This window comes from Bradyrhizobium sp. 137, from assembly GCF_023074095.1.
Classification (GTDB): domain Bacteria; phylum Pseudomonadota; class Alphaproteobacteria; order Rhizobiales; family Xanthobacteraceae; genus Bradyrhizobium.
Genome location: NZ_JADPKU010000119.1, coordinates 113,403 through 130,331, shown reverse-complemented (window position 1 = coordinate 130,331; position 16,929 = coordinate 113,403). Strand labels below are relative to the sequence as shown.

At 64.6% G+C, this 16,929-nt stretch carries 18 protein-coding genes and 2 pseudogenes; 8 read left to right on the top strand and 12 right to left on the bottom strand.

Going from position 1 to position 16,929, the window contains the following annotated elements; translation table 11 throughout:
* Positions 1–57: 57 nt before the first annotated feature.
* The 3 genes and pseudogenes from IVA78_RS34700 to IVA78_RS30265 all read right to left on the bottom strand — a co-directional run bounded on the left by IVA78_RS34700 (position 58) and on the right by IVA78_RS30265 (position 2,053).
* Positions 58–525: a hypothetical protein gene (locus IVA78_RS34700; protein WP_247277317.1), complete on the bottom strand. Its 468-nt coding sequence runs from the start codon at positions 523–525 to the stop codon at positions 58–60.
* Positions 526–681: 156 nt separating this feature from the next.
* Positions 682–1,185: pseudogene (locus IVA78_RS34695) on the bottom strand (adenylate/guanylate cyclase domain-containing protein); the annotation flags it as partial.
* A gap of 619 nt (positions 1,186–1,804) precedes the next feature.
* Positions 1,805–2,053, bottom strand: a complete 249-nt coding sequence (locus tag IVA78_RS30265) for a hypothetical protein (protein ID WP_247277308.1) — start codon at positions 2,051–2,053, stop codon at positions 1,805–1,807.
* Positions 2,054–2,254: 201 nt separating this feature from the next.
* Between IVA78_RS30265 and IVA78_RS30260 the strand changes: the two genes are divergently transcribed.
* Entirely contained in the window at positions 2,255–2,719 is a 465-nt protein-coding gene (locus IVA78_RS30260; RefSeq protein WP_247277307.1) for a cupin domain-containing protein, read from the top strand.
* A gap of 5 nt (positions 2,720–2,724) precedes the next feature.
* Here the strand turns inward: IVA78_RS30260 and IVA78_RS30255 are convergent, their stop codons facing one another.
* On the bottom strand, positions 2,725–3,687 hold the full coding sequence (locus tag IVA78_RS30255) for an alpha/beta hydrolase (protein WP_247277306.1): 963 nt from the start codon (positions 3,685–3,687) through the stop codon (positions 2,725–2,727).
* 184 nt (positions 3,688–3,871) lie between these two features.
* Here IVA78_RS30255 and IVA78_RS34690 point away from each other — a divergent pair.
* The 3 genes and pseudogenes from IVA78_RS34690 to IVA78_RS30240 form a co-directional block, all read left to right on the top strand.
* A pseudogene (locus IVA78_RS34690) lies at positions 3,872–4,142 on the top strand (nitroreductase family protein); the annotation flags it as partial.
* 177 nt (positions 4,143–4,319) lie between these two features.
* The gene (locus IVA78_RS30245; RefSeq protein ID WP_247277304.1) at positions 4,320–4,478 is read left to right on the top strand and encodes a hypothetical protein; all 159 of its coding nucleotides are present in this window, start codon (positions 4,320–4,322) and stop codon (positions 4,476–4,478) included.
* 106 nt (positions 4,479–4,584) lie between these two features.
* A complete protein-coding gene (locus IVA78_RS30240; RefSeq protein ID WP_247277303.1) occupies positions 4,585–5,175 on the top strand; it encodes an NADPH-dependent FMN reductase in 591 nt (196 codons plus the stop codon).
* 6 nt (positions 5,176–5,181) lie between these two features.
* On the opposite strand, the gene IVA78_RS30235 is transcribed toward IVA78_RS30240, so the two are convergent.
* Together IVA78_RS30235 and IVA78_RS30230 are read right to left on the bottom strand one after the other, a co-directional pair.
* Positions 5,182–7,263 (bottom strand): methyl-accepting chemotaxis protein, encoded by a 2,082-nt coding sequence (locus IVA78_RS30235; protein ID WP_247469122.1) that lies wholly within the window; start codon positions 7,261–7,263, stop codon positions 5,182–5,184.
* A gap of 93 nt (positions 7,264–7,356) precedes the next feature.
* Positions 7,357–7,797: a DUF1810 domain-containing protein gene (locus IVA78_RS30230; protein ID WP_247277301.1), complete on the bottom strand. Its 441-nt coding sequence runs from the start codon at positions 7,795–7,797 to the stop codon at positions 7,357–7,359.
* Positions 7,798–8,009: 212 nt separating this feature from the next.
* On the opposite strand from IVA78_RS30230, the gene IVA78_RS30225 reads away from it, so the two are divergent.
* From IVA78_RS30225 to IVA78_RS30215, 3 genes are all read left to right on the top strand, one after another.
* Positions 8,010–8,960: a DUF2778 domain-containing protein gene (locus IVA78_RS30225; RefSeq protein WP_247277316.1), complete on the top strand. Its 951-nt coding sequence runs from the start codon at positions 8,010–8,012 to the stop codon at positions 8,958–8,960.
* A 66-nt stretch (positions 8,961–9,026) separates the two neighbouring features.
* The gene (locus IVA78_RS30220) at positions 9,027–9,284 is read left to right on the top strand and encodes a hypothetical protein (protein WP_247277300.1); all 258 of its coding nucleotides are present in this window, start codon (positions 9,027–9,029) and stop codon (positions 9,282–9,284) included.
* A 105-nt stretch (positions 9,285–9,389) separates the two neighbouring features.
* Complete coding sequence (locus IVA78_RS30215; protein ID WP_247277299.1) at positions 9,390–10,481, top strand: substrate-binding domain-containing protein; 1,092 nt, start codon at positions 9,390–9,392, stop codon at positions 10,479–10,481.
* A 122-nt stretch (positions 10,482–10,603) separates the two neighbouring features.
* Here IVA78_RS30215 and IVA78_RS30210 read toward each other — a convergent pair whose 3' ends face one another.
* The 6 genes from IVA78_RS30210 to IVA78_RS30185 all read right to left on the bottom strand — a co-directional run bounded on the left by IVA78_RS30210 (position 10,604) and on the right by IVA78_RS30185 (position 15,807).
* A complete protein-coding gene (locus tag IVA78_RS30210) occupies positions 10,604–11,386 on the bottom strand; it encodes an ABC transporter ATP-binding protein (protein WP_247277298.1) in 783 nt (260 codons plus the stop codon).
* Positions 11,374–12,429 (bottom strand): dihydrodipicolinate synthase family protein, encoded by a 1,056-nt coding sequence (locus IVA78_RS30205; RefSeq protein ID WP_247469119.1) that lies wholly within the window; start codon positions 12,427–12,429, stop codon positions 11,374–11,376. Before IVA78_RS30205 ends, IVA78_RS30210 begins: the two co-directional genes overlap by 13 nt.
* Positions 12,430–12,435: 6 nt before the next feature.
* Positions 12,436–13,257 (bottom strand): GNAT family N-acetyltransferase, encoded by an 822-nt coding sequence (locus IVA78_RS30200; RefSeq protein ID WP_247277296.1) that lies wholly within the window; start codon positions 13,255–13,257, stop codon positions 12,436–12,438.
* The gene (locus IVA78_RS30195) at positions 13,244–14,281 is read right to left on the bottom strand and encodes an NAD(P)-dependent oxidoreductase (RefSeq protein WP_247277295.1); all 1,038 of its coding nucleotides are present in this window, start codon (positions 14,279–14,281) and stop codon (positions 13,244–13,246) included. Before IVA78_RS30195 ends, IVA78_RS30200 begins: the two co-directional genes overlap by 14 nt.
* Positions 14,282–14,307: 26 nt before the next feature.
* Entirely contained in the window at positions 14,308–15,078 is a 771-nt protein-coding gene (locus IVA78_RS30190) for an ABC transporter permease (RefSeq protein WP_247277294.1), read from the bottom strand.
* Between the two features lie 81 nt (positions 15,079–15,159).
* Entirely contained in the window at positions 15,160–15,807 is a 648-nt protein-coding gene (locus tag IVA78_RS30185; RefSeq protein ID WP_249797067.1) for a TetR/AcrR family transcriptional regulator, read from the bottom strand.
* Positions 15,808–15,907: 100 nt separating this feature from the next.
* Here IVA78_RS30185 and IVA78_RS30180 point away from each other — a divergent pair, with 100 nt between their 5' ends.
* Positions 15,908–16,924, top strand: coding sequence for an ABC transporter substrate-binding protein (locus tag IVA78_RS30180; RefSeq protein ID WP_247469117.1), 1,017 nt, complete (start codon positions 15,908–15,910; stop codon positions 16,922–16,924).
* Positions 16,925–16,929 lie beyond the last annotated feature (5 nt).

Here is a 16,929-nt window from a genome sequence, read left to right as displayed (position 1 = left end):
GCGCCACCCGGCAATACCGTCATGTGGCGCGGGCTGTCACGCCTCACCGACATAGCGCTAGGTGTCATGGTCGGAGGAGAATTTGTGGGTAATTGAAAGGTTGTCCGAACGCTTACGAAGTGCGCGCTTCAGCTCTGCTTCGCGCACCTGGGGAGCGATGCTCCACACGATCCGCGTTGCGATGCGGCTTTGAAACTCGAAGAGTTCGGAGACGTCGCCGTCATAGCGATCTGCCCACAGCATGATGCCCGCTTCGATGTCCTTCAATTCCACCCCAATGCGGATCTGCTTGTCGGCTCGGCGAATGCTGCCGCTCAGGACGTATCGGACGCCGAGCTCTTGGCCGACCTTTTGGCTGTCGATCGGTCCATTGCGATAGGGCAGGGTTGACATGCTTGAAATGACGAACAGCCCACGCAGGTTCTGAAGCGCCACGACGATCTCGCCGGCGATCCCGTCGCCGGAGTAGTCGTCATCCGCATTCCCTCCCTGCGTACGAAACGGCAGCACCGCGATATAGGGCACCTTGGCCTGCCGGCTCGCCCTGCGGCCACCGCTCGACGGCAATCGCTCGACTTCTGGCAATACGAGAGAATAAGCGTGGACCGGACGCGCAAGGTGCTTGAGCCGGAGGGGGCCCAGGTCTTCGACAGGCACGTCGAGGCGGTCCTTAATCTGCTGGAACATCTCGTCGGAAAGCACCACGCCTCCAGCGGGCGCGGACTGCTCGAGCCTCACCGCTATGTTGACGCCCTTGCCGAAGATGTCCTCGGATTCAACGATGGTTTGCGCAACATTGAGGCCCATCCGAAAATGTATCTTGCGATCGTATCCTTCGCGGCTCTGCGCTGCAGCGATCTCGTGCTGCAGGGCGATCGCACAGCGCGCGGCATCGAGGGAGGAATCGAACGAGGCGAGAAATCCGTCGCCGGTATTCTTCACGATCCTGCCGCGGAAGGAGACAATGCACGGATTGACCACGCCAAAACGAAGCGCTCGCAGGCGGACGTGTGTGGCCTCCTCCGCAAGCTCGGTAAGGCGAGCATAGCCCACGACGTCGGCTGCCAGAATAGCGAGGACGCGCTTGGTCGGCGGCGCGCCGGCAACATCGATATCGGGATGGTTCACCGCAATGGCCCCGCTACCTCGCAGAATGGGGAGGAGGATAGCAGAACGTGAGGCCATTGATAGCATAGCCGAACGCCTTCCGGTTGAATCAAGTCAAAGGCTGACTTCCAGTTGCCCCGCGGCCAGGGCGTCTGCAACGAGCGTTGCGATATCGTTGCGACCTGCCCAGTTCAGCGTTGGTGAAGTTGGACCCGCTTCAGGCGAAATGGATCGCAGTCATTGCATCGACCGCAAACGTTGCTTGCTCGCGCGAGTGATACCGGCAACAGATGCCATCGCGTGTGAATTGCCATGACGAGATGTTATTCGAGCACCACCTCCGTGTACGGCTGGATCTTACACGAGGAGTGCAAGAGCGGGCTGTGAACCAAATCACAGCGCGAACCTGCAAATTACAATCACTTGCCTGCTGGTTGTATTCAAACGATCTGCACGATTCGTGCTAGGCGTTTGGGCGAGGCGTTCGATGATCGGTTCAGCCGGGATTGACGGTCGCGGACCGGCGAGCGCGCAGGACCGGTCTCGTGTCGCGGAGGCGGCGCGTCGCCACGCAATTCGTCGTCCAAGCGCCAGGACGCACCGCTCCTCCGCCGCGCGTCGCTATGGGCGATGTTCGTACCGCTCGGGAAGCTGCGCTGTCCGGGTCACGAAAGGCCAGAAGTGGCGCACCTTATGCTTACGCGCCGACCTCGCACTTCTTCATAAAACTGTTCTTGGCGGCGCCGGCGAGCGGCTTGCCGTCGGAGCCGACGGCCTTGGGTGCGCAGGCGTCGGCCTTGCACTTTTTCAGGAACGAGGTCTTGGCGGCGCCGGCCAGCGGCTTGCCGTCCTTGCCGACCGCCTTGCTCTCGCAGGTGTCCTCGGCGAAGGCCGAACCCGCTGCAAAGGTGGCAACGACCGCCGCGAGCAAAATCCGCTTCATCATGGATGTCTCCCTAAGCCAGAATGGCGGGAGGATTGGAGCCGGGAATCATGGCGCAATCAAGCGGGATGAGCGGGCGTCGTCCGGTCGGCCCTGCCGATTTTTTGGGCGCGACCGGCAAAGGCCTCCACTTGTTGCACTGCTCGCTGACCGGGCGGGGCGATCCTGCTAGCTTCGAGCGGTCGAGAGAGAGGGAGCATCGTGATGGACGCCGTGAGCCCCGAAGACCAGGCAGCCGCGGATCGGCATTCTCATCTGGTTCGTCCCCAAGACATGGACTGGCAAAAGACACGCTTTCCAGGCTGCGAAGCCAAGACGCTGCTGTTCGACCGCGGCAGCGGCCTGATGACCGCCTTGATGCGCTTTGCCCCGGGATCGGTGCTGCCCGATCATGAGCATGTCGGCATCGAGCAGAGCTACGTCATCGAAGGCGCGCTCGTCGACAAGGAGGGACCGGCCAAGGGGATCGTCTGCAAAGCCGGCGAATTCATCTGGCGCGAGGCGGGCAGCCGGCACGCCGCGTGGTGCCCCGAGGGCGCCCTGATCCTGGCGATCTTCCAGGTGCCGAACAAGTTCTTCGAAGCCGACGGCCGCGTCGTCGACGCCGCCGGCCAGGATTGGGACGAAACCTGGGGGCACACTGGCGCGCAGCGGGCGCGGAGCATCTAGCGCTCTCAGACGCCGCGCATGAGCAGGGCCTTGAAGTCGGCGCGTGCACGCTGCGCCTCGGCGCGCGCGACGTCCGAGGCATCGCCCATGCCGAAATAGCCATGGATCAGGCCGGGGCCCTCATGGTGCTTGACGCGGACGCCGGCCGCCTCCAGTGCCCGCGCATAGGCCGCGCCCTCGTCGCGCAGGGGATCGAACCAGGCGGTGGTCACGACCGCGGGTGCGACACCGGCGAGAGATGCCGCGCGCAGGGGTGAGACCCGCCAGTCCGAAGCATGGCGGGGATCGGCGAGATAATGGCCGCAAAACCATTCCATCGTGGCACGCGTCAGGAAGTAACCATCGGCATTCTCGGCGCGCGAGGGATAGCGCGCGTTCTCGCGCGCATCGGCATAAGCGCCGAGGACGTCGGTTACGGGATAGACCAATAATTGCGCGGCAAGCTTGATGCCGGCATCGCGGCAAGCGATCGCGATGGTCGCCGCGAGATTGCCGCCGGCGCTGTCGCCGGCTACGCCGACGCGCTTCGCATCGCCGCCAAATTCCGCGACGCGGTTGAAGATGTCACTGACGGCGGCGAAGGCATCCTCGAAGGCGCCGGGGAAGCGCGTCTCGGGCGGGCGGCGATAGTCGACGGAGACGACGACCGCGCCGGTCTCGATCGCGAGGTTGCGCGCCTGCCGGTCATGGGTTTCGAGATCGCCGGCAACCCAGCCGCCGCCATGGAAGAACACCACCGTCGGTGCAGGCGTGGAGCCGACCCGATAGACGCGTGCATCGAGCGGGCCAGCGCCGCCTTTCACCTTGATATCCTGCACGCTATCGACGCGCGGTGGCGGAATGGCCGCGCGCGAGGCAGCCAGTGCGCGCAAGGAATCGCGGGCGCTCTGTGGCGTCATCGTGGTGGGATCGCGCATCGGCATGAGCGGAATGATCTGGGCGATGACGGGATCTAGCGGCGCGGCCATGGCGTATCTCCTCGCGGGGTTCTTGGTCTTGCTTGCGGGTCAGCATAGATTTTGCGCGCCGCATCGGCAACCGGCGCTGCAACGCAGGTAGAACGGGCAGGGAGGTTCAAGAGGTGGAATTCGAAACGTTGGTGCAGTCGCGCCGCAGCGTGCGTGGCTTCAAGAAGGAGCCGGTGCCGCGCGCGATCCCGGCGCGGTCTGCCATTTCGATCTCGGTGCGCTCTGCTACGGCATCGTGCTCGCGGCGTGGGATCGCGGCCTCGGTTCGGTGATCAACGGACAGGGCATCATGCGCTCGGACATCGTGCGCGAGGTCGCGAATATTCCGGAGGACGAGGTGATCATGACCCTGCGTCGCGCTGGGCTATTCCGACGACAGCTTTGCCGCGAATGCAGTTCGCTCGGACCGCGAACATAACGACGAGTTCGTGCGCTACGTGGGTTTTGCCGAATAGCACGACGTGAAGGAGATTATTCTCCGGCGGAAATTTTTGGCGCGGAGTCGTTAGCGGCCTCTTGCAATCTCGAAGGTGCGGGAGGAACAATATGCAGACTGAGAGGTTTGTTGCTGGCGCGAGGGAATTCACATGCGGCGGCTGGCTAGCCTGGTTCGACGGTTATTTGGTCCGCGAATGCGGCGCCCGATCGATGACGATCCAAGTCTTCCTTTCACATCCGAGGAGCTCGGCCGGCTGATCCGCAGTGGCAAGCACGAGGACATGAAGCTGCTGGCCGACGGCCTGGCCTGCCGGTCCATTCCGCACCGCGCCAGATATCGCGCGACGCACTGAAGCGCCGCGACGCTCGAGCATCGCGACGCTCAAGTACCGCGACACTCCAGCGCCGCGACAAAGAGAATCTCTGCGCGCCCCGGCGACATGCTAGGATGCGGCCATCATGAGCAATCGCATCCTCGTCCTCTACGGTTCCTATCGTTCCGAGCGCATGGGCATCCGCCTTGCGAATTTCGTCATCAATCGTCTGCGCGGCCGCGGCCAGGAGGTCGAATTCATCGACGCCAAGACGATCGGCCTGCCGATGCTGGACCGCATGTACAAGGAATATCCCAAAGGCACCGCGCCGGAGGCGCTGGAAAGGCTGGCCGGACAGATCCGCGGCGCCGATGGTTTTGTTTTTGTCACCGGCGAATACAATTGGGGCATCCAGCCCGGCCTGAAGAACCTCACCGACCATTTCCTCGAAGAATGGTTCTGGCGTCCGGCCGCGATCGTGAGCTACTCGGCCGGCCGGCTCTCGGGCGCGCGCGCCGCGACCGCCTGGCACGGCACGCTGTCGGAGATGGGCATGGTGGTGGTGTCGAGCACGATCGGCGTCGGCCCGATCGCGCAGACGCTGTCGGACGACGGAGAGCCGATCGGCGACGGCGGCAAGGCGCTGGAACGCTCGTTCCCGCGCTTTGCCGACGATCTTGCGTGGTGGATCGAGGCGGCCAAAGCGCAGCGGGCGCGCACGGCGCCGCCTTATTGAGACGTCTTACGCCGCCCTGACCTCGCCAAGGAAGCGGTCGAACTGTCCGGCGAGATCGCGCGATTGGGTCGAGAGCTGCTCGGCGGCGCCCAGCACCTCCCGGGCGGCGGCTCCCGAGTCATCCGCGGCGCGTTGCACGCCGGAGATGTTGCTGTTGACTTCCTGGGTGCCGCGGGCGGCCTCCTGGACGCTGCGGGCGATTTCCTTGGTGGCTGAGCCCTGCTCCTCGATCGCGGCGGCAATCGCAGCGCCAATCTGGTCGATCTCGGCGATGACGTCGGCGACGTTGCGGATCGCGGCCACGGTCTCGTCGCTCGCGCTCTGGATCGCGGTGATCTGCTCGGAGATTTCGGTGGTGGCCTTGGCGGTCTGGCCCGCCAGCGACTTCACTTCGGAAGCAACCACCGCAAAGCCGCGGCCGGCATCGCCGGCGCGGGCGGCCTCGATGGTCGCGTTCAGCGCCAGCAGGTTGGTCTGCTCGGCGATGCTCTGGATCAGCGTGACGACGTCGCCGATCTTCTGCGCGCCTTCGGCGAGCGTGCGCGCGGTATCGCCGGTGCGGCGGGCATTGTCGACGGCGCGGGCGGCGATCTCGGTGGATTGCGCGACCTGACGGCCGATCTCCGCGATCGAGGAGGTCAGCTCCTCGGTGGCGCTGGCAACCGTCTGCACGTTGGTCGAGGTCTGTTCGGAGGCGGCGGCGACGATTGCGGCCTGGCTGTTGGTCTGGGCCGCGGTCGAGGTCATCGACTGCGCCGTGCTTTCCATCGTCGCGGAGGCCCGGGACAGACCGCCGACCAGCTCGGTGACCTTGGCCTCGAAGGCGCGGGTGAGGTCGTCGAGCGCCTGGGCACGGCGCATCTTGCCGTCGTTCTCGGCCTGCTTCTCGGCGGCGAGCCGGTCGGCCCGGATCATGTTGTCCTTGAACACCTGAACCGCCGCGGCCATCGCGCCGATCTCGTCGGAGCGCTCGGCACCGGGGATGCCGTCGGCAACCTCGCCATCGGCAAGCCGTGACATCCGCGTCGTCAGGCTGACGATTGGGGCGCAGACGCGGCGGCGAACCACCACAATGAGGCCGACGCTGGCGATCAGCACGGCAAGGAGGCCGACGAGGGCGACGGTGAAGCTGGTGCGTGCGGCCGAGGAGGCGCCGGCAAGGATCTGCTCGGCATTATCATAAAAGGCGTCGCGAACATCGATGATGGTGCCGAGACCGCGCTGCGTGGCGGCGTAATAGGTGTCCACGTCGTGTTCGTACTTGCCGCTGACCGCACCGTCCTTCACCAGCTTGAGCTCGCGGCCGAACTCCTCGACATAGACCGCGTTGAACTTCTCCAGCGCAGCGGCGACGTTCGCCGGAGTCGCCGGATTGCCGCGCAGTTCCTGTAGCGTCATCACGATCTGATCGTTGCGGCCCTGCGAGCGGCTGATCTCGGCCTTCTCGGCGTCGGTCGCCGGTTTCTTGCCGCCGATGAGATTCTTGTGCAGGCTGGAATTGAAGCCCCCGACGTCGCGCAGCGTCATGGCGATGTTGGCGTAGCTGGCCTGCCGGTAGGCGTCGCCGTTGAGAATCGCCATGCGGCGGACCTGCTCGTTGAGCAGCGCGGTCACGCCGCTGTTGAGCACGGCATTGTCGGCGACGATCTTCTTGGCCGCGTCCTTGCGGGCCTCTGCGGGCCCTGCGAGCGCCTTGTCGATGGCCTCCCGCAGCGCCGTGAATTTCGCATTGATGCCGTCGATGTTGCTGCCGATGATGTTGCCGTCGTCGAAGGAGCCGGGCAGCTCCTTGCGCAGCGCGTTCATCCTGTCGCGGGCACCGTCGGTCTGCTTGCGCAGCTTGTCCTGTTCGGCGAGCAGCGCAGGGTCGATCGTGGCGGGGCCGTAGAGGATGTTGGTGGAAAAGCCGCGCTCGGGGTTGAGACAGCGCGGGATGTCGCTGGCCGCGCGGACGATCGCCAGGCGGCCTTGCGCCTCGCCGATCCGCTCCATCGTCTGATATTTGGTCACGGCGACGTAGACGGCGAGGCCGCCGCCGACGGTCGAGAGCGAGACGATGGCGGTGGTCAGGAGCGTACCGATTTTCATGATCTGTCCGGCAATTGGCGCGGGGAGAATTATTTTGCTCGGAAGATAGGCAGCCGGTATTAATCTCGGGTTTACGCTGCCGCTCGTGTCAACTCAGCCGGATGCTCGATCGAGCTTCGCCAGGATCTCCAGCGTGGCGCGGTCGCGCTCGCCGGCGAAGTAGCGGGCGAGGGCCTGATCGAAAACGGGCTCATCGGAAACCGCACCGAACAGCGTCATCGACGAGCGGAATTTCGTATCATCCGGCGCGCCCAGGATCGCGTTGATGGTCCGCCCCTGAACGGCGAGCACGAGCCTGGTACATTCGATCAGGCGCCCCCCGAGGACGGGATGGGCGAGATAGGCCTGGGCCTCCGCGCGGGAGCCGATCGCGTAGCGCTGCGACATGGCGCTGACGCCGAGGCCGGCGACCTGCGGGAAGATGAACCACATCCAGTGAGTCTGCTTCCGGCCCCGGGCCAGCTCGCCCTGCACGTCGCGATAGACCGGGTCCTGGGCCCGGATAAAGCGCTCGAGATCGAAAGGATCGGTCATTGGATACCTTGGGAAAGCCCTGCCGGACCCGTTGCCAGCCCTTGCCGGCCGCGATTATGCCTAACTTTTGGCTCCCAATGTGGTAGCTGGTATAGAGTCTCCGGGTGGGGGTTGGGCACCCCCGGGGTCGATTTGGGGATCTGATGGTTTCCGACGCAGCACATGCCGGGAGGCTGTTGTCGCGCCGCCGTGTCGGGCGAGCCGAAGCGATTTTGCTGTCTCTGGCAGCGATCGCGCTGGCGCTTGGCGCCGCCGCGTGGGTCGCGGATATGGGCGATTCGTCTCCACTGGTCTCCGCCGCGTTGCCGCCGGCCAATGCCCCTTCATTCGAGGATCGCTTCGCTTCGGCCTCCGGTAATCCGCCGGCCCGCGAACTCGGCTTCCGGACGCTGGAGCGCTCCGCCCTGAACGCGGTCCAGCTCAAGCTTCGCGATGCCAAGGCCATGCTGGCTGAGAGGCTCCAGGGCGACGACTGGCGCTCGATCCTGACCGAAGAGGATCGGCCTGCGGCCGAGGAGGCGAGGCCCTCGCAGCGCGCCGACACCATCCCGATGCCGCGCTCGCGCCCGGTCCAGGCCGATCTCGCCTCCCAGATCGCATCCAGCCAAGCGTATGCCGACACTGGTTCACGGGTCGATAACCGCAATTTCTTCGAAAAATTCACCGACAAGATCAAGCTGGCCTCGCTGACGCCCGACAGCGGCCTGTTCGGCAAGGCGCCCGATCTTGCGGCCCTCGGCTACGATTCGCGGACAGCGGTCTATGACATCTCGGCCAAGGCGGTTTACCTGCCAAGCGGCGTGGCGCTCGAGGCCCATTCCGGCTTAGGCCCGCTGATGGACAACCCCGACCATGTCGATCGGCGCATGGTCGGCGCGACGCCGCCGGCAACCTACGAGCTGAAGCCGCGCGAAAAGCCGTTCCATGGCGTCCGCGCGCTGCGCATGACGCCGGTCGAAGGCACCAACGCGCTTGGGCGCGTCGGCCTGCTCACCCACAATTACATGCTCGGACCGCGCGGCGATTCCAACGGTTGCGTCTCGATCAAGGACTATGACCGTTTCATCAAGGCCTACGACAATGGCGAGTTCAACCGTCTGGTCGTGGTGCCGAGCCTGCGCGGGTCTGCGACCGCCTCGCAGCGCGCGAGCACTGATTCCTGATACTTGCGTGCCGCGGCGGGGCTGCCGTTTCCCCTTCGTTAAGTCGTCCTCGTCCAGAAGCAGCCCATGAGTGATCCATCAAACTCCGAGACCCCGCTGCGGACGACGTTCAAGATCAAGCTGAACGGTGACACGCTGGCGATTGCGACCGTCGGCCAGGCCTATCAGTTCCTGACCAATTTCAAGTCTGTGGAATGGATGGAATTCCGCTCCCTGCATGAGGATGCTGTCGAGGCGCTGGAGGGCGCTGCCGGTAACGCCATGTTGGCAGTGCAGGCAACCAACGCCGTGCGCGCGCTGTTCGTCAGTGCGAAGCTGCTCTGAGGGGCTCACAGTCCCGCAGGTCCCATGGACCCCAGCGCAATTCGAGGACGGACATCGTGGCCGAACGCCGATATGCTTGAGATTTAATTTTAGGGAGAGACCCCAATGAAACGCCGTACATTCCTCAAGGGCGGCGCAGTCGCCGGCGCGACGACTCTGGTTGCGGCCCCTGCGCTCGCGCAAGGCGCGCCCGAGATCAAATGGCGCCTAACCTCGAGCTTCCCGAAGTCGCTCGACACCATCTACGGTACGGCGCAGACGTTCGCGAAATACGTCGCGGAAGCGACCGACAATAAATTCCAGATCCAGACCTTCGCCGCCGGCGAGCTCGTGCCCGGCCTGCAGGCGCTCGATGCCGTCAGCACCGCCTCGGTGGAGATGGCGCAGACGCCGCTCTATTTCTACATCGGCAAGGAGCCGGCGCTGGCCTATGCCACCGGCGCGCCGTTCGGCATGAACCATCGCCACCAGGAATCATGGTGGCACTTCGGCGGCGGCGCCGACCTCACCAACGAAGCGCTCAAACCCTTCAAGGCCCACGCCATCCTCTGCGGCAATTCCGGCACCCAGATGGGCGGCTGGTTCCGCAAGGAGATCAAGACCGTCGACGACCTCAAAGGACTCAAATTCCGCATCGCGGGCATGGGCGGCCATGTGCTGGCGCGGCTCGGCGTCGTCCCGCAACAGATCGCCGGTGGCGATGTCTATCCGGCCCTCGAGAAGGGCACGATCGATGCCGCCGAATTCGTCGGTCCCTATGACGACGAGAAGCTCGGTTTCCAGAAGGTCGCCAAATACTATTATTTCCCGGGCTGGTGGGAAGGCGGAGCCATGCTGCACATGATCGTCAACGATGAGAAATGGGCCTCGCTGCCCAAGCAATATCAGGCGATCGTCAACCAGGCGGGATCTGCGGCCGGCGCCTGGATGCTCGAGAAGTACGACAGCGTGAATCCGGCGGCGCTGAAGCGGCTGATCGCCAACGGCGCGGAGCTGAGGGCATTCCCGCAGCCGGTGCTGGAGGCCTGCTACAACGCGACTCATGATCATCTGAACGAGCTCGCCGCCAAGAGCGATCTGTTCAGGCGGACGAAGGACAGCCACGACGCCTATATGAAGGAGCTGCTGTTCTACACGCAGATCGCGGAGAACTTCTACGACAATTATCTGCTCAGCAAGACACGCAACAAGAGCTGAGCGCGCAGCTCTCATAGGGTGGGCAAAGGCGCATTTGCGCCGTGCCCGCCATACCTTGCTCCACTTTGCCAGGGTGGGCACGCTTTCGCTCTGCCCACCCTGGAGAATTTTCGTGTGGCGAGCTACGCCGCGCCCAGCCCCAGCTTCGCATAGATCCTTCGCGCATAGACGCCGAACGCATCCGTGGTTTTCAGCGGCAGGTCGCGCGGGAAGGGCAGGTCGATCGGGAAATAATCGGCCATCTTCGCCGGACCCGCCGTCAGCACGGCGCAGTGCGAGGACAGGAAGACGGCTTCCTGGATCGAGTGCGTGACGAAGATGATGGTCTTGCCGCTCTCACGCCAGATCCGCAGCATCTCGAGATTCATCTGCTCGCGCGTCAGCGCATCCAGCGCACCGAACGGCTCGTCCATCAGGATCAGCTTTGGATCGTGAATGAAGGCGCGCGCGATCGCGGTGCGCTGCTGCATACCGCCGGAGAGCTGCTGCGGATATTTGTGCTCGTAGCCGGCAAGCCCGACCAGATTGAGCAGATCGTGCGCCCGCGCGCGCGCGGCCTTCATCGGCAGCCCGACGATCTCGGCCGGCAGCAGCACGTTGTCCAGAATGGTGCGCCACTTCAAGAGCAGCGCCTGCTGGAACACCATGCCGATGTCGCGGGTCGGATCGAACGGGCTCTTGGCGTTGCCGATTGTCACTGTGCCGCCGTCGGCGCCGTGCAGCCCGGCCAGGATCTTCATCACCGTGGTCTTGCCGCAGCCGGAAGGGCCGACCAGCGAGACCAGCTCACCTTCCTGCACGTCCATGGTGACGTCGGAGACTGCCAGGAATTCGGCGCCGCCGCTGCGGTAGACTTTCCGGACGCCGCGCAGGCTGATGAAGGGCTCGGAGCTCATGCCAGCCATTTGTTCAGGTGGGCGGCGACGAAGGCATCGTCGTTGAGATCGGCGTGCTCGCGACAGATGCGGTCGATCTCCTGCTTCTGGCCGGGGCTGAGGCCCTCGTTCGGATCGAGGCACCACAGGCCCTGCATCAGGCCCTGACGCCGCAGCACCTCGTGGCAGCCGGCGATGCAGCCGTGAAAGTTGTTGGCGACGTCGAAGAACGCGCTGTTGCAGTCGGTGACGCGGGCATCGAGCGCGAGCAGGTCGGCCGGAACGCTGTCCTTGTGCCGCGCGGCCTTGCAGCGCTCGAAGAGTTGTATGGCGCTCGCGGTCCACACCGACCAATGGCCGAGCAGGCCGCCCTTGAAGTAGGTTCGCGTGGTGATGCCCTTGTCGCGCAGGTCGAATGGCAGGGTGAGGTCGAGCAGGATGTGGTCGTCATTGCCGGTGTAGAGCGCGACGCGGTCGAGTGCGGCTGCGGCTGCGACACCGCGGAGCACGTCGAGAGTCCTATAGCGGTTAAACGGCGCGATCTTGATCGCGATGACATTGTCGATCGAGGCGAAGCGCTGCCAGAACTGGCTGGACAGGATGACACCGCCCACGGCCGGCTGGAGGTAGAAGCCGACCAGCGGGATCTCCGCGGCCACGGCCGTGCAATGCGCGATGATGTCATCCTCGGAGGCGCTCTTCATCGCGGCGAGGCTGAGCAGGCCGGCGTGATAGCCGATGTCGCGTGCGGTGCGGGCCTCGGCGGTTGCCTGGCTGGTTGGGCCGACAAGGCCTGCGACCATCGCCAATGGACGCTTGGTCCAGCTCGCGGCTGTCTCGGCGGCGAGCTCGAGCACGGGACGGTAAAGGCCGACGTCGCGGATCGCGAACTGCGTCGTGTGCACGCCGACAGCAAGGCCGCCTGCGCCGGCATCGACGTAATAGCGCGTCAGCGCGCGCTGATGCGTCTTGTCGAGCTGGCGCTCGGCGGTGAGGGCGAGGGGATGCGCCGGCAGCACGGTGCCCTCGGCGATCAGCTTGCGGATGTCGCTGTTGATCTGGCTGTGGTGCATGATGTCCTATCCGAATTCGGGGCCGGCGACGGCGAATGGCGTTTCTTCGGCGGCGGCGGTGGGTGGGCCGAACCGCATGCGCTGAAACGGCCGCTCGATGGTCCAGCCCGAGGCGGTCAATCCGTCGAGGAACGCGGGTTGCGAGGCGACAGCGTCGAGCAGGAGCGGGCCATTCTCGGATCCCGCAATCACGCGAACCAGAGCCAGCGCTTCGACGGCATGATCCGCGAACAGGGGGCCGATATGGCGCGCGGTTCTGCCATCGCGGACGAGCGCAATGCTGCTATTGGCTGCGACGATACGCGACCCGGCGCGCTGTGCGAGGGCGGTCAGCAGAGCGGTCCGGTCGAAACCTGTGGCGCGCTGGTCGCGGGCACAAAGCGCCTCGAGCGTTGCGGCCGACGGCGCCTCCGCAGATGCCGGCGTAGGTTTCATCAGCTTCAGCCGCCGCAATTGCAGGGTCGGTGTGAAGCCGAGGCGCCCGTAGACGGCGGCTCCGTCGGGCGTCGCATCGAGCCAGCTCGTGAGACCGTTCTTGCGCGCCGCTTCCAGGCAGGCATCGACGAGGCGTGTCGCCAGACCACGGCGGCGATGCGTTGCCGACACCAGCACCATGCTGATCCAGGCGTTGTTGTCGGAATACGGCAGCAGTGCTGCGGTCGCCACCAGTCGCGCGCCCTCGCGGATGCCGAACACGACACCATCGCGCAGGAAAACGAGCCAATCCTCTTCGGTCTGGTTCCAGTGCGCTTCCGTCGACAGCGCCAGCCCGGCGTTCGCATCGGCGACGCCGAGCTTGATGACGGACAGACCGTCAGTAGCGTCCATCGCGCACCTCGTATTTGGTGGGCTTGCCGAGCGTCGGCATGGCGCGAGAGACCCAGTCCGCGGTCCAGGCGATCAATTGCTCGGTGTCGACGACGGGCAAACCGAACAACTCGACCGCTTTCGACGTGTCGGTCAGCCATGCCGTCGGCTCTTCCTTGCCTGTCAGCACCGGTGCGCGGCCGAACCTCGCACCGAACTTCTGCGCGAGATCGCGCACCGCGAGGATCTCGTGGCCGCTGACATTGATCGGGGAGGTCGGTGTCGTGCAATGGGCGAGGCAGCGCAGCGCCTGGGCGGACGCATCGCCCTGCCAGATGAAGTTGACGTGGCCGAGGCTGACGTCGATTGGCGTGCCCGTCAGCACTTTCATGGCGATGTCGTGCAACACGCCATAGCGCATGTCGATCGCGTAGTTGAGGCGGAACAGGCGGCCCGGTGTTCCGAATTTGCGCGAGAAATATTCGAACATGCGCTCGCGTCCGACGCAGGACTGGGCATACTCGCCGGGCGGGTTCGGCGCCATGTCCTCGGTCGAGCCCTTACCGTCGACGGGGACAAAAGGATAGATGCAGCCGGTCGAGAACGCCACGATCCGGGACGCGGGGAAGGCCTGCGCGACCAGGGCCGGCACATGCGCGTTCATCGCCCAGGTCAGCGACAGATCGCCCTCCGCGCCGAACTTGCGGCCGGCCATGAAGATGATGTTGGGCGCCTTCGGCAGCGCGTGAATGGCGCTTTCGTCCATCAAATCGCAATTGATCGTCTCGATGCCGCGCGCGTGCAGCCAGTCCTTGACGCTGGCGTCGCTGAAGCGCGCGACACCGATGACGCGGCGATCCGGCGCGGCAGCTTTTGCGAGCCCCGCCAGCGTCGGGCCCATCTTGCCGGCGACGCCAAGGATCATGATGTCGCCCTCGACCTTCCCGAGGTCGTCGATCAGTGCCTGCGTCGGCCGGCACAGGAGCTCGTCGAGCGCGGCGACGTCAGGGATGGTCTTCGGCAGGGTCTGGCGGGTGAGCAACATGGATTTGGTCCTTAGTTCTGCCGTTGTCAGGTCCGTGTCGCGTCGCCAACCACGAACATGCGTTCGAGGGCGAGCACCAGGCCGTAGAGAGCGACCCCGAGCAGCGTCAGCAGCACGACGGCCATCACCATCGCGGGCGTGTCGAGCGACGATTGCACCTGGATCATGAGGTAGCCCAGCCCGCGCTCGGAGGCGATGAACTCGCCGACGATGGCGCCGGCCACCGCGAGGATGGCGCCGACCTTCATGCCGGAAAAGATGTAAGGCAGCGATCCCGGCAACTGGATCTTGCGGAACAGCGTCCAGCGCGAGCCGCGCAACGATTTGACGAGATCGAGCAGATCGGGCTCGACCTCGCGCAGGCCGCGCGCAGTGGTGAGCAGGATCGGAAAGAAGCAGATGCTGAAGGCGATCAAAATGTTCGGCACGATGCCGTAGGAGAACCAGACGATGAAGAGCGGGCCGAGCGCGACCTTCGGGATCATGTTCAGCGTCACGAACAGCGGCAGCAGCGCGAGGCTGAGCAGCGGCGCCCAGCTGAAGATCACGGCCAGCGCGACACCGACGAAGGCGCCAAGCGCGAAGCCGCCGAGGATCTCGATCAACGTCACCAGCGTGTTGGCACCCCAGGCATAGCCTGTGGTTGCCAGCGTCTGCACGGTGGCAAGCGGCGAGGGCAGGATGAATTTCGGCACGTGGAAAGCATCCACCGCGACCTGCCAGAGCACGAGCACAGCAAGATGCACGATCAGGATGATCGCAAAGCTGCGCGAGGTGCGGGCCGCGTCTCCTGTCACCGATTGCTCCCTGTTGCGACGGTCACTTGCCGTTACGACGAGCCTAACCGGCCTTGAGCGAAGTTTCAACCAGCTGGTTGATTAAGGCCGCAACGACTGCAGCACCAAATCGGCGACGTGCCTGCGGCGGGCGCGGCGCTGGGTGCGGCTCGACAGGTCCTTACCGAAGATCGCCGACAGCGTCGGCGTGTTGGAGAAGAAGAAATAGCTGAGGCCCGCAATCGAGATATAGAGCTGAACGGGATCGATCCCCTTGCGGAACACGCCGGCGCGCACCCCCTCGTTGAGGATGTGGGAGACGCTTCTCACCAGCGGGGAGTGCATCGCCTCCAGCCGCGTCGAGCCGCGGACGTGGCGAGCGCCGCCGCGGTTCTCGTCGTTCAGAAGCACGATGAAATCGGGGTTTGCCGCTAGATGGTCGAACGAGGCTTCGATCAGCCTGCGGATGGCCTTTTCCGGCGGCAGGCCTTCGAGCTTGAGCTTGCGCTCCTGCTCGCGGATGTCCTCATAGACCCATTCGAGCACGGCGAGGTAGAGCGCGTCCTTGTCGCCGAAATAGTGATAGACGAGTTGCTTGTTTACGCCGGCACGCTCGGCGATCTCGTCGACGCGGGCCCCCGCAAAGCCGTGCCGGGCGAATTCCAGCCGCGCCGCGGTGAGCAGCTTGTTGCGGGTGGCGACGGGATCACGGCGCTGCGGCACGGTGTCGCCAGATCGTTTTGCAGGCATTTCCAACCAAATAGTTGACAAGTTGAGGGCGGGCTTGTTGCATTGGTATCCTCACATGGGGAGAGCGACAAGCCGGGTCGCGGCAATGAGGAGAGGTGCGATGAAGCAATTGCAGGCGGCGGGCTCTGCCCTGGTCTTGGCGCTGACGCTCGCTCTGTGGGCGATGCCTGCGCGCGCGGGCGAGGCGGTCAATCTGATCCTGAACTGGACGCCGACGGCCGATCACTCGCCGTATTATTACGCCAAGGCTCAAGGCTGGTACGAGAAGGCGGGCATCGACCTGACGATCGAGACCGGCAAAGGCTCCGGCGTCTCCGCGGCCAAGGTCGGCTCCGGCGGCTCGCCGTTCGGCGTCGCCGATCTCGCCACCATGCTGGTGGCCAAGAGCAAGGGCGCTGACACGGTTGCGGTGATGAGCGTCTATGCCAATACCGGCCAGACCTTCTACTGGCTGAAGAGCTATGGCGTGAACGGCGTGAAGGACTTTGCCGGGCACAAGATCGGCAACCCGCCTGGCGATGCCTCGCGCGTGATGTGGCCGGCCTTCGCCAAGGCCGCAGGTCTTGCGCCAGATTCAGTCGGCTTCGTCAATGTCGGGCCGACCGCGAAGATCGCGGCGCTGAAGAGCCACACCGTCGACATCATCAGCGACTTCTACAACGAGCACGATCTGAAAGTGATCGAGTTCGGACCCGATCTCGGCTACATCAACTGGAAGGACATCGGGCTCAATCCTTATGGCAATTCGCTGATCGTCAACGGCGCTTATCTGCAGAAGAATCCCAAGGTGGTCGAGGAATTCGTGCGCGTCACGCAGAAGGCCTTTGCAGCTTGCGTCGCCGACGTCACGCCATGCCTGAAGGCGCTGCTCGATCAGGTCTCCGGTCTCGACAGGGAGAACCAGGAGCGCCAGTGGGAACGCATCAAGTCCCTGATGACCGACGAATTCACGACGACGAAGTCGCTCGGCTGGATCGACGGCGAGCGGATGAAGAAAGACTACGAGTTGGTCCAAACCTATCTCGGTATGGAGAAGCCGTTCGACGTGTCGACGGCGTTCACGACCAAGATGCTCGATCCCTCCATCAAGATGGATGCAAGCAAGGTGAAGAAGTAGGGGCT

Bases quoted from the DNA above. Each gene is read 5' to 3' on its own strand.
- IVA78_RS30265 (WP_247277308.1), bottom strand. From the start codon at position 2,053: ATGATGAAGCGGATTTTGCTCGCGGCGGTCGTTGCCACCTTTGCAGCG.
- IVA78_RS30260 (WP_247277307.1), top strand. From the start codon at position 2,255: ATGGACGCCGTGAGCCCCGAAGACCAGGCAGCCGCGGATCGGCATTCT.
- IVA78_RS30255 (WP_247277306.1), bottom strand. From the start codon at position 3,687: ATGGCCGCGCCGCTAGATCCCGTCATCGCCCAGATCATTCCGCTCATG.
- IVA78_RS30245 (WP_247277304.1), top strand. From the start codon at position 4,320: ATGCGGCGCCCGATCGATGACGATCCAAGTCTTCCTTTCACATCCGAG.
- IVA78_RS30240 (WP_247277303.1), top strand. From the start codon at position 4,585: ATGAGCAATCGCATCCTCGTCCTCTACGGTTCCTATCGTTCCGAGCGC.
- IVA78_RS30235 (WP_247469122.1), bottom strand. From the start codon at position 7,263: ATGAAAATCGGTACGCTCCTGACCACCGCCATCGTCTCGCTCTCGACC.
- IVA78_RS30230 (WP_247277301.1), bottom strand. From the start codon at position 7,797: ATGACCGATCCTTTCGATCTCGAGCGCTTTATCCGGGCCCAGGACCCG.
- IVA78_RS30220 (WP_247277300.1), top strand. From the start codon at position 9,027: ATGAGTGATCCATCAAACTCCGAGACCCCGCTGCGGACGACGTTCAAG.
- IVA78_RS30215 (WP_247277299.1), top strand. From the start codon at position 9,390: ATGAAACGCCGTACATTCCTCAAGGGCGGCGCAGTCGCCGGCGCGACG.
- IVA78_RS30210 (WP_247277298.1), bottom strand. From the start codon at position 11,386: ATGGCTGGCATGAGCTCCGAGCCCTTCATCAGCCTGCGCGGCGTCCGG.
- IVA78_RS30205 (WP_247469119.1), bottom strand. From the start codon at position 12,429: ATGCACCACAGCCAGATCAACAGCGACATCCGCAAGCTGATCGCCGAG.
- IVA78_RS30200 (WP_247277296.1), bottom strand. From the start codon at position 13,257: ATGGACGCTACTGACGGTCTGTCCGTCATCAAGCTCGGCGTCGCCGAT.
- IVA78_RS30195 (WP_247277295.1), bottom strand. From the start codon at position 14,281: ATGTTGCTCACCCGCCAGACCCTGCCGAAGACCATCCCTGACGTCGCC.
- IVA78_RS30185 (WP_249797067.1), bottom strand. From the start codon at position 15,807: ATGCCTGCAAAACGATCTGGCGACACCGTGCCGCAGCGCCGTGATCCC.
- IVA78_RS30180 (WP_247469117.1), top strand. From the start codon at position 15,908: ATGAAGCAATTGCAGGCGGCGGGCTCTGCCCTGGTCTTGGCGCTGACG.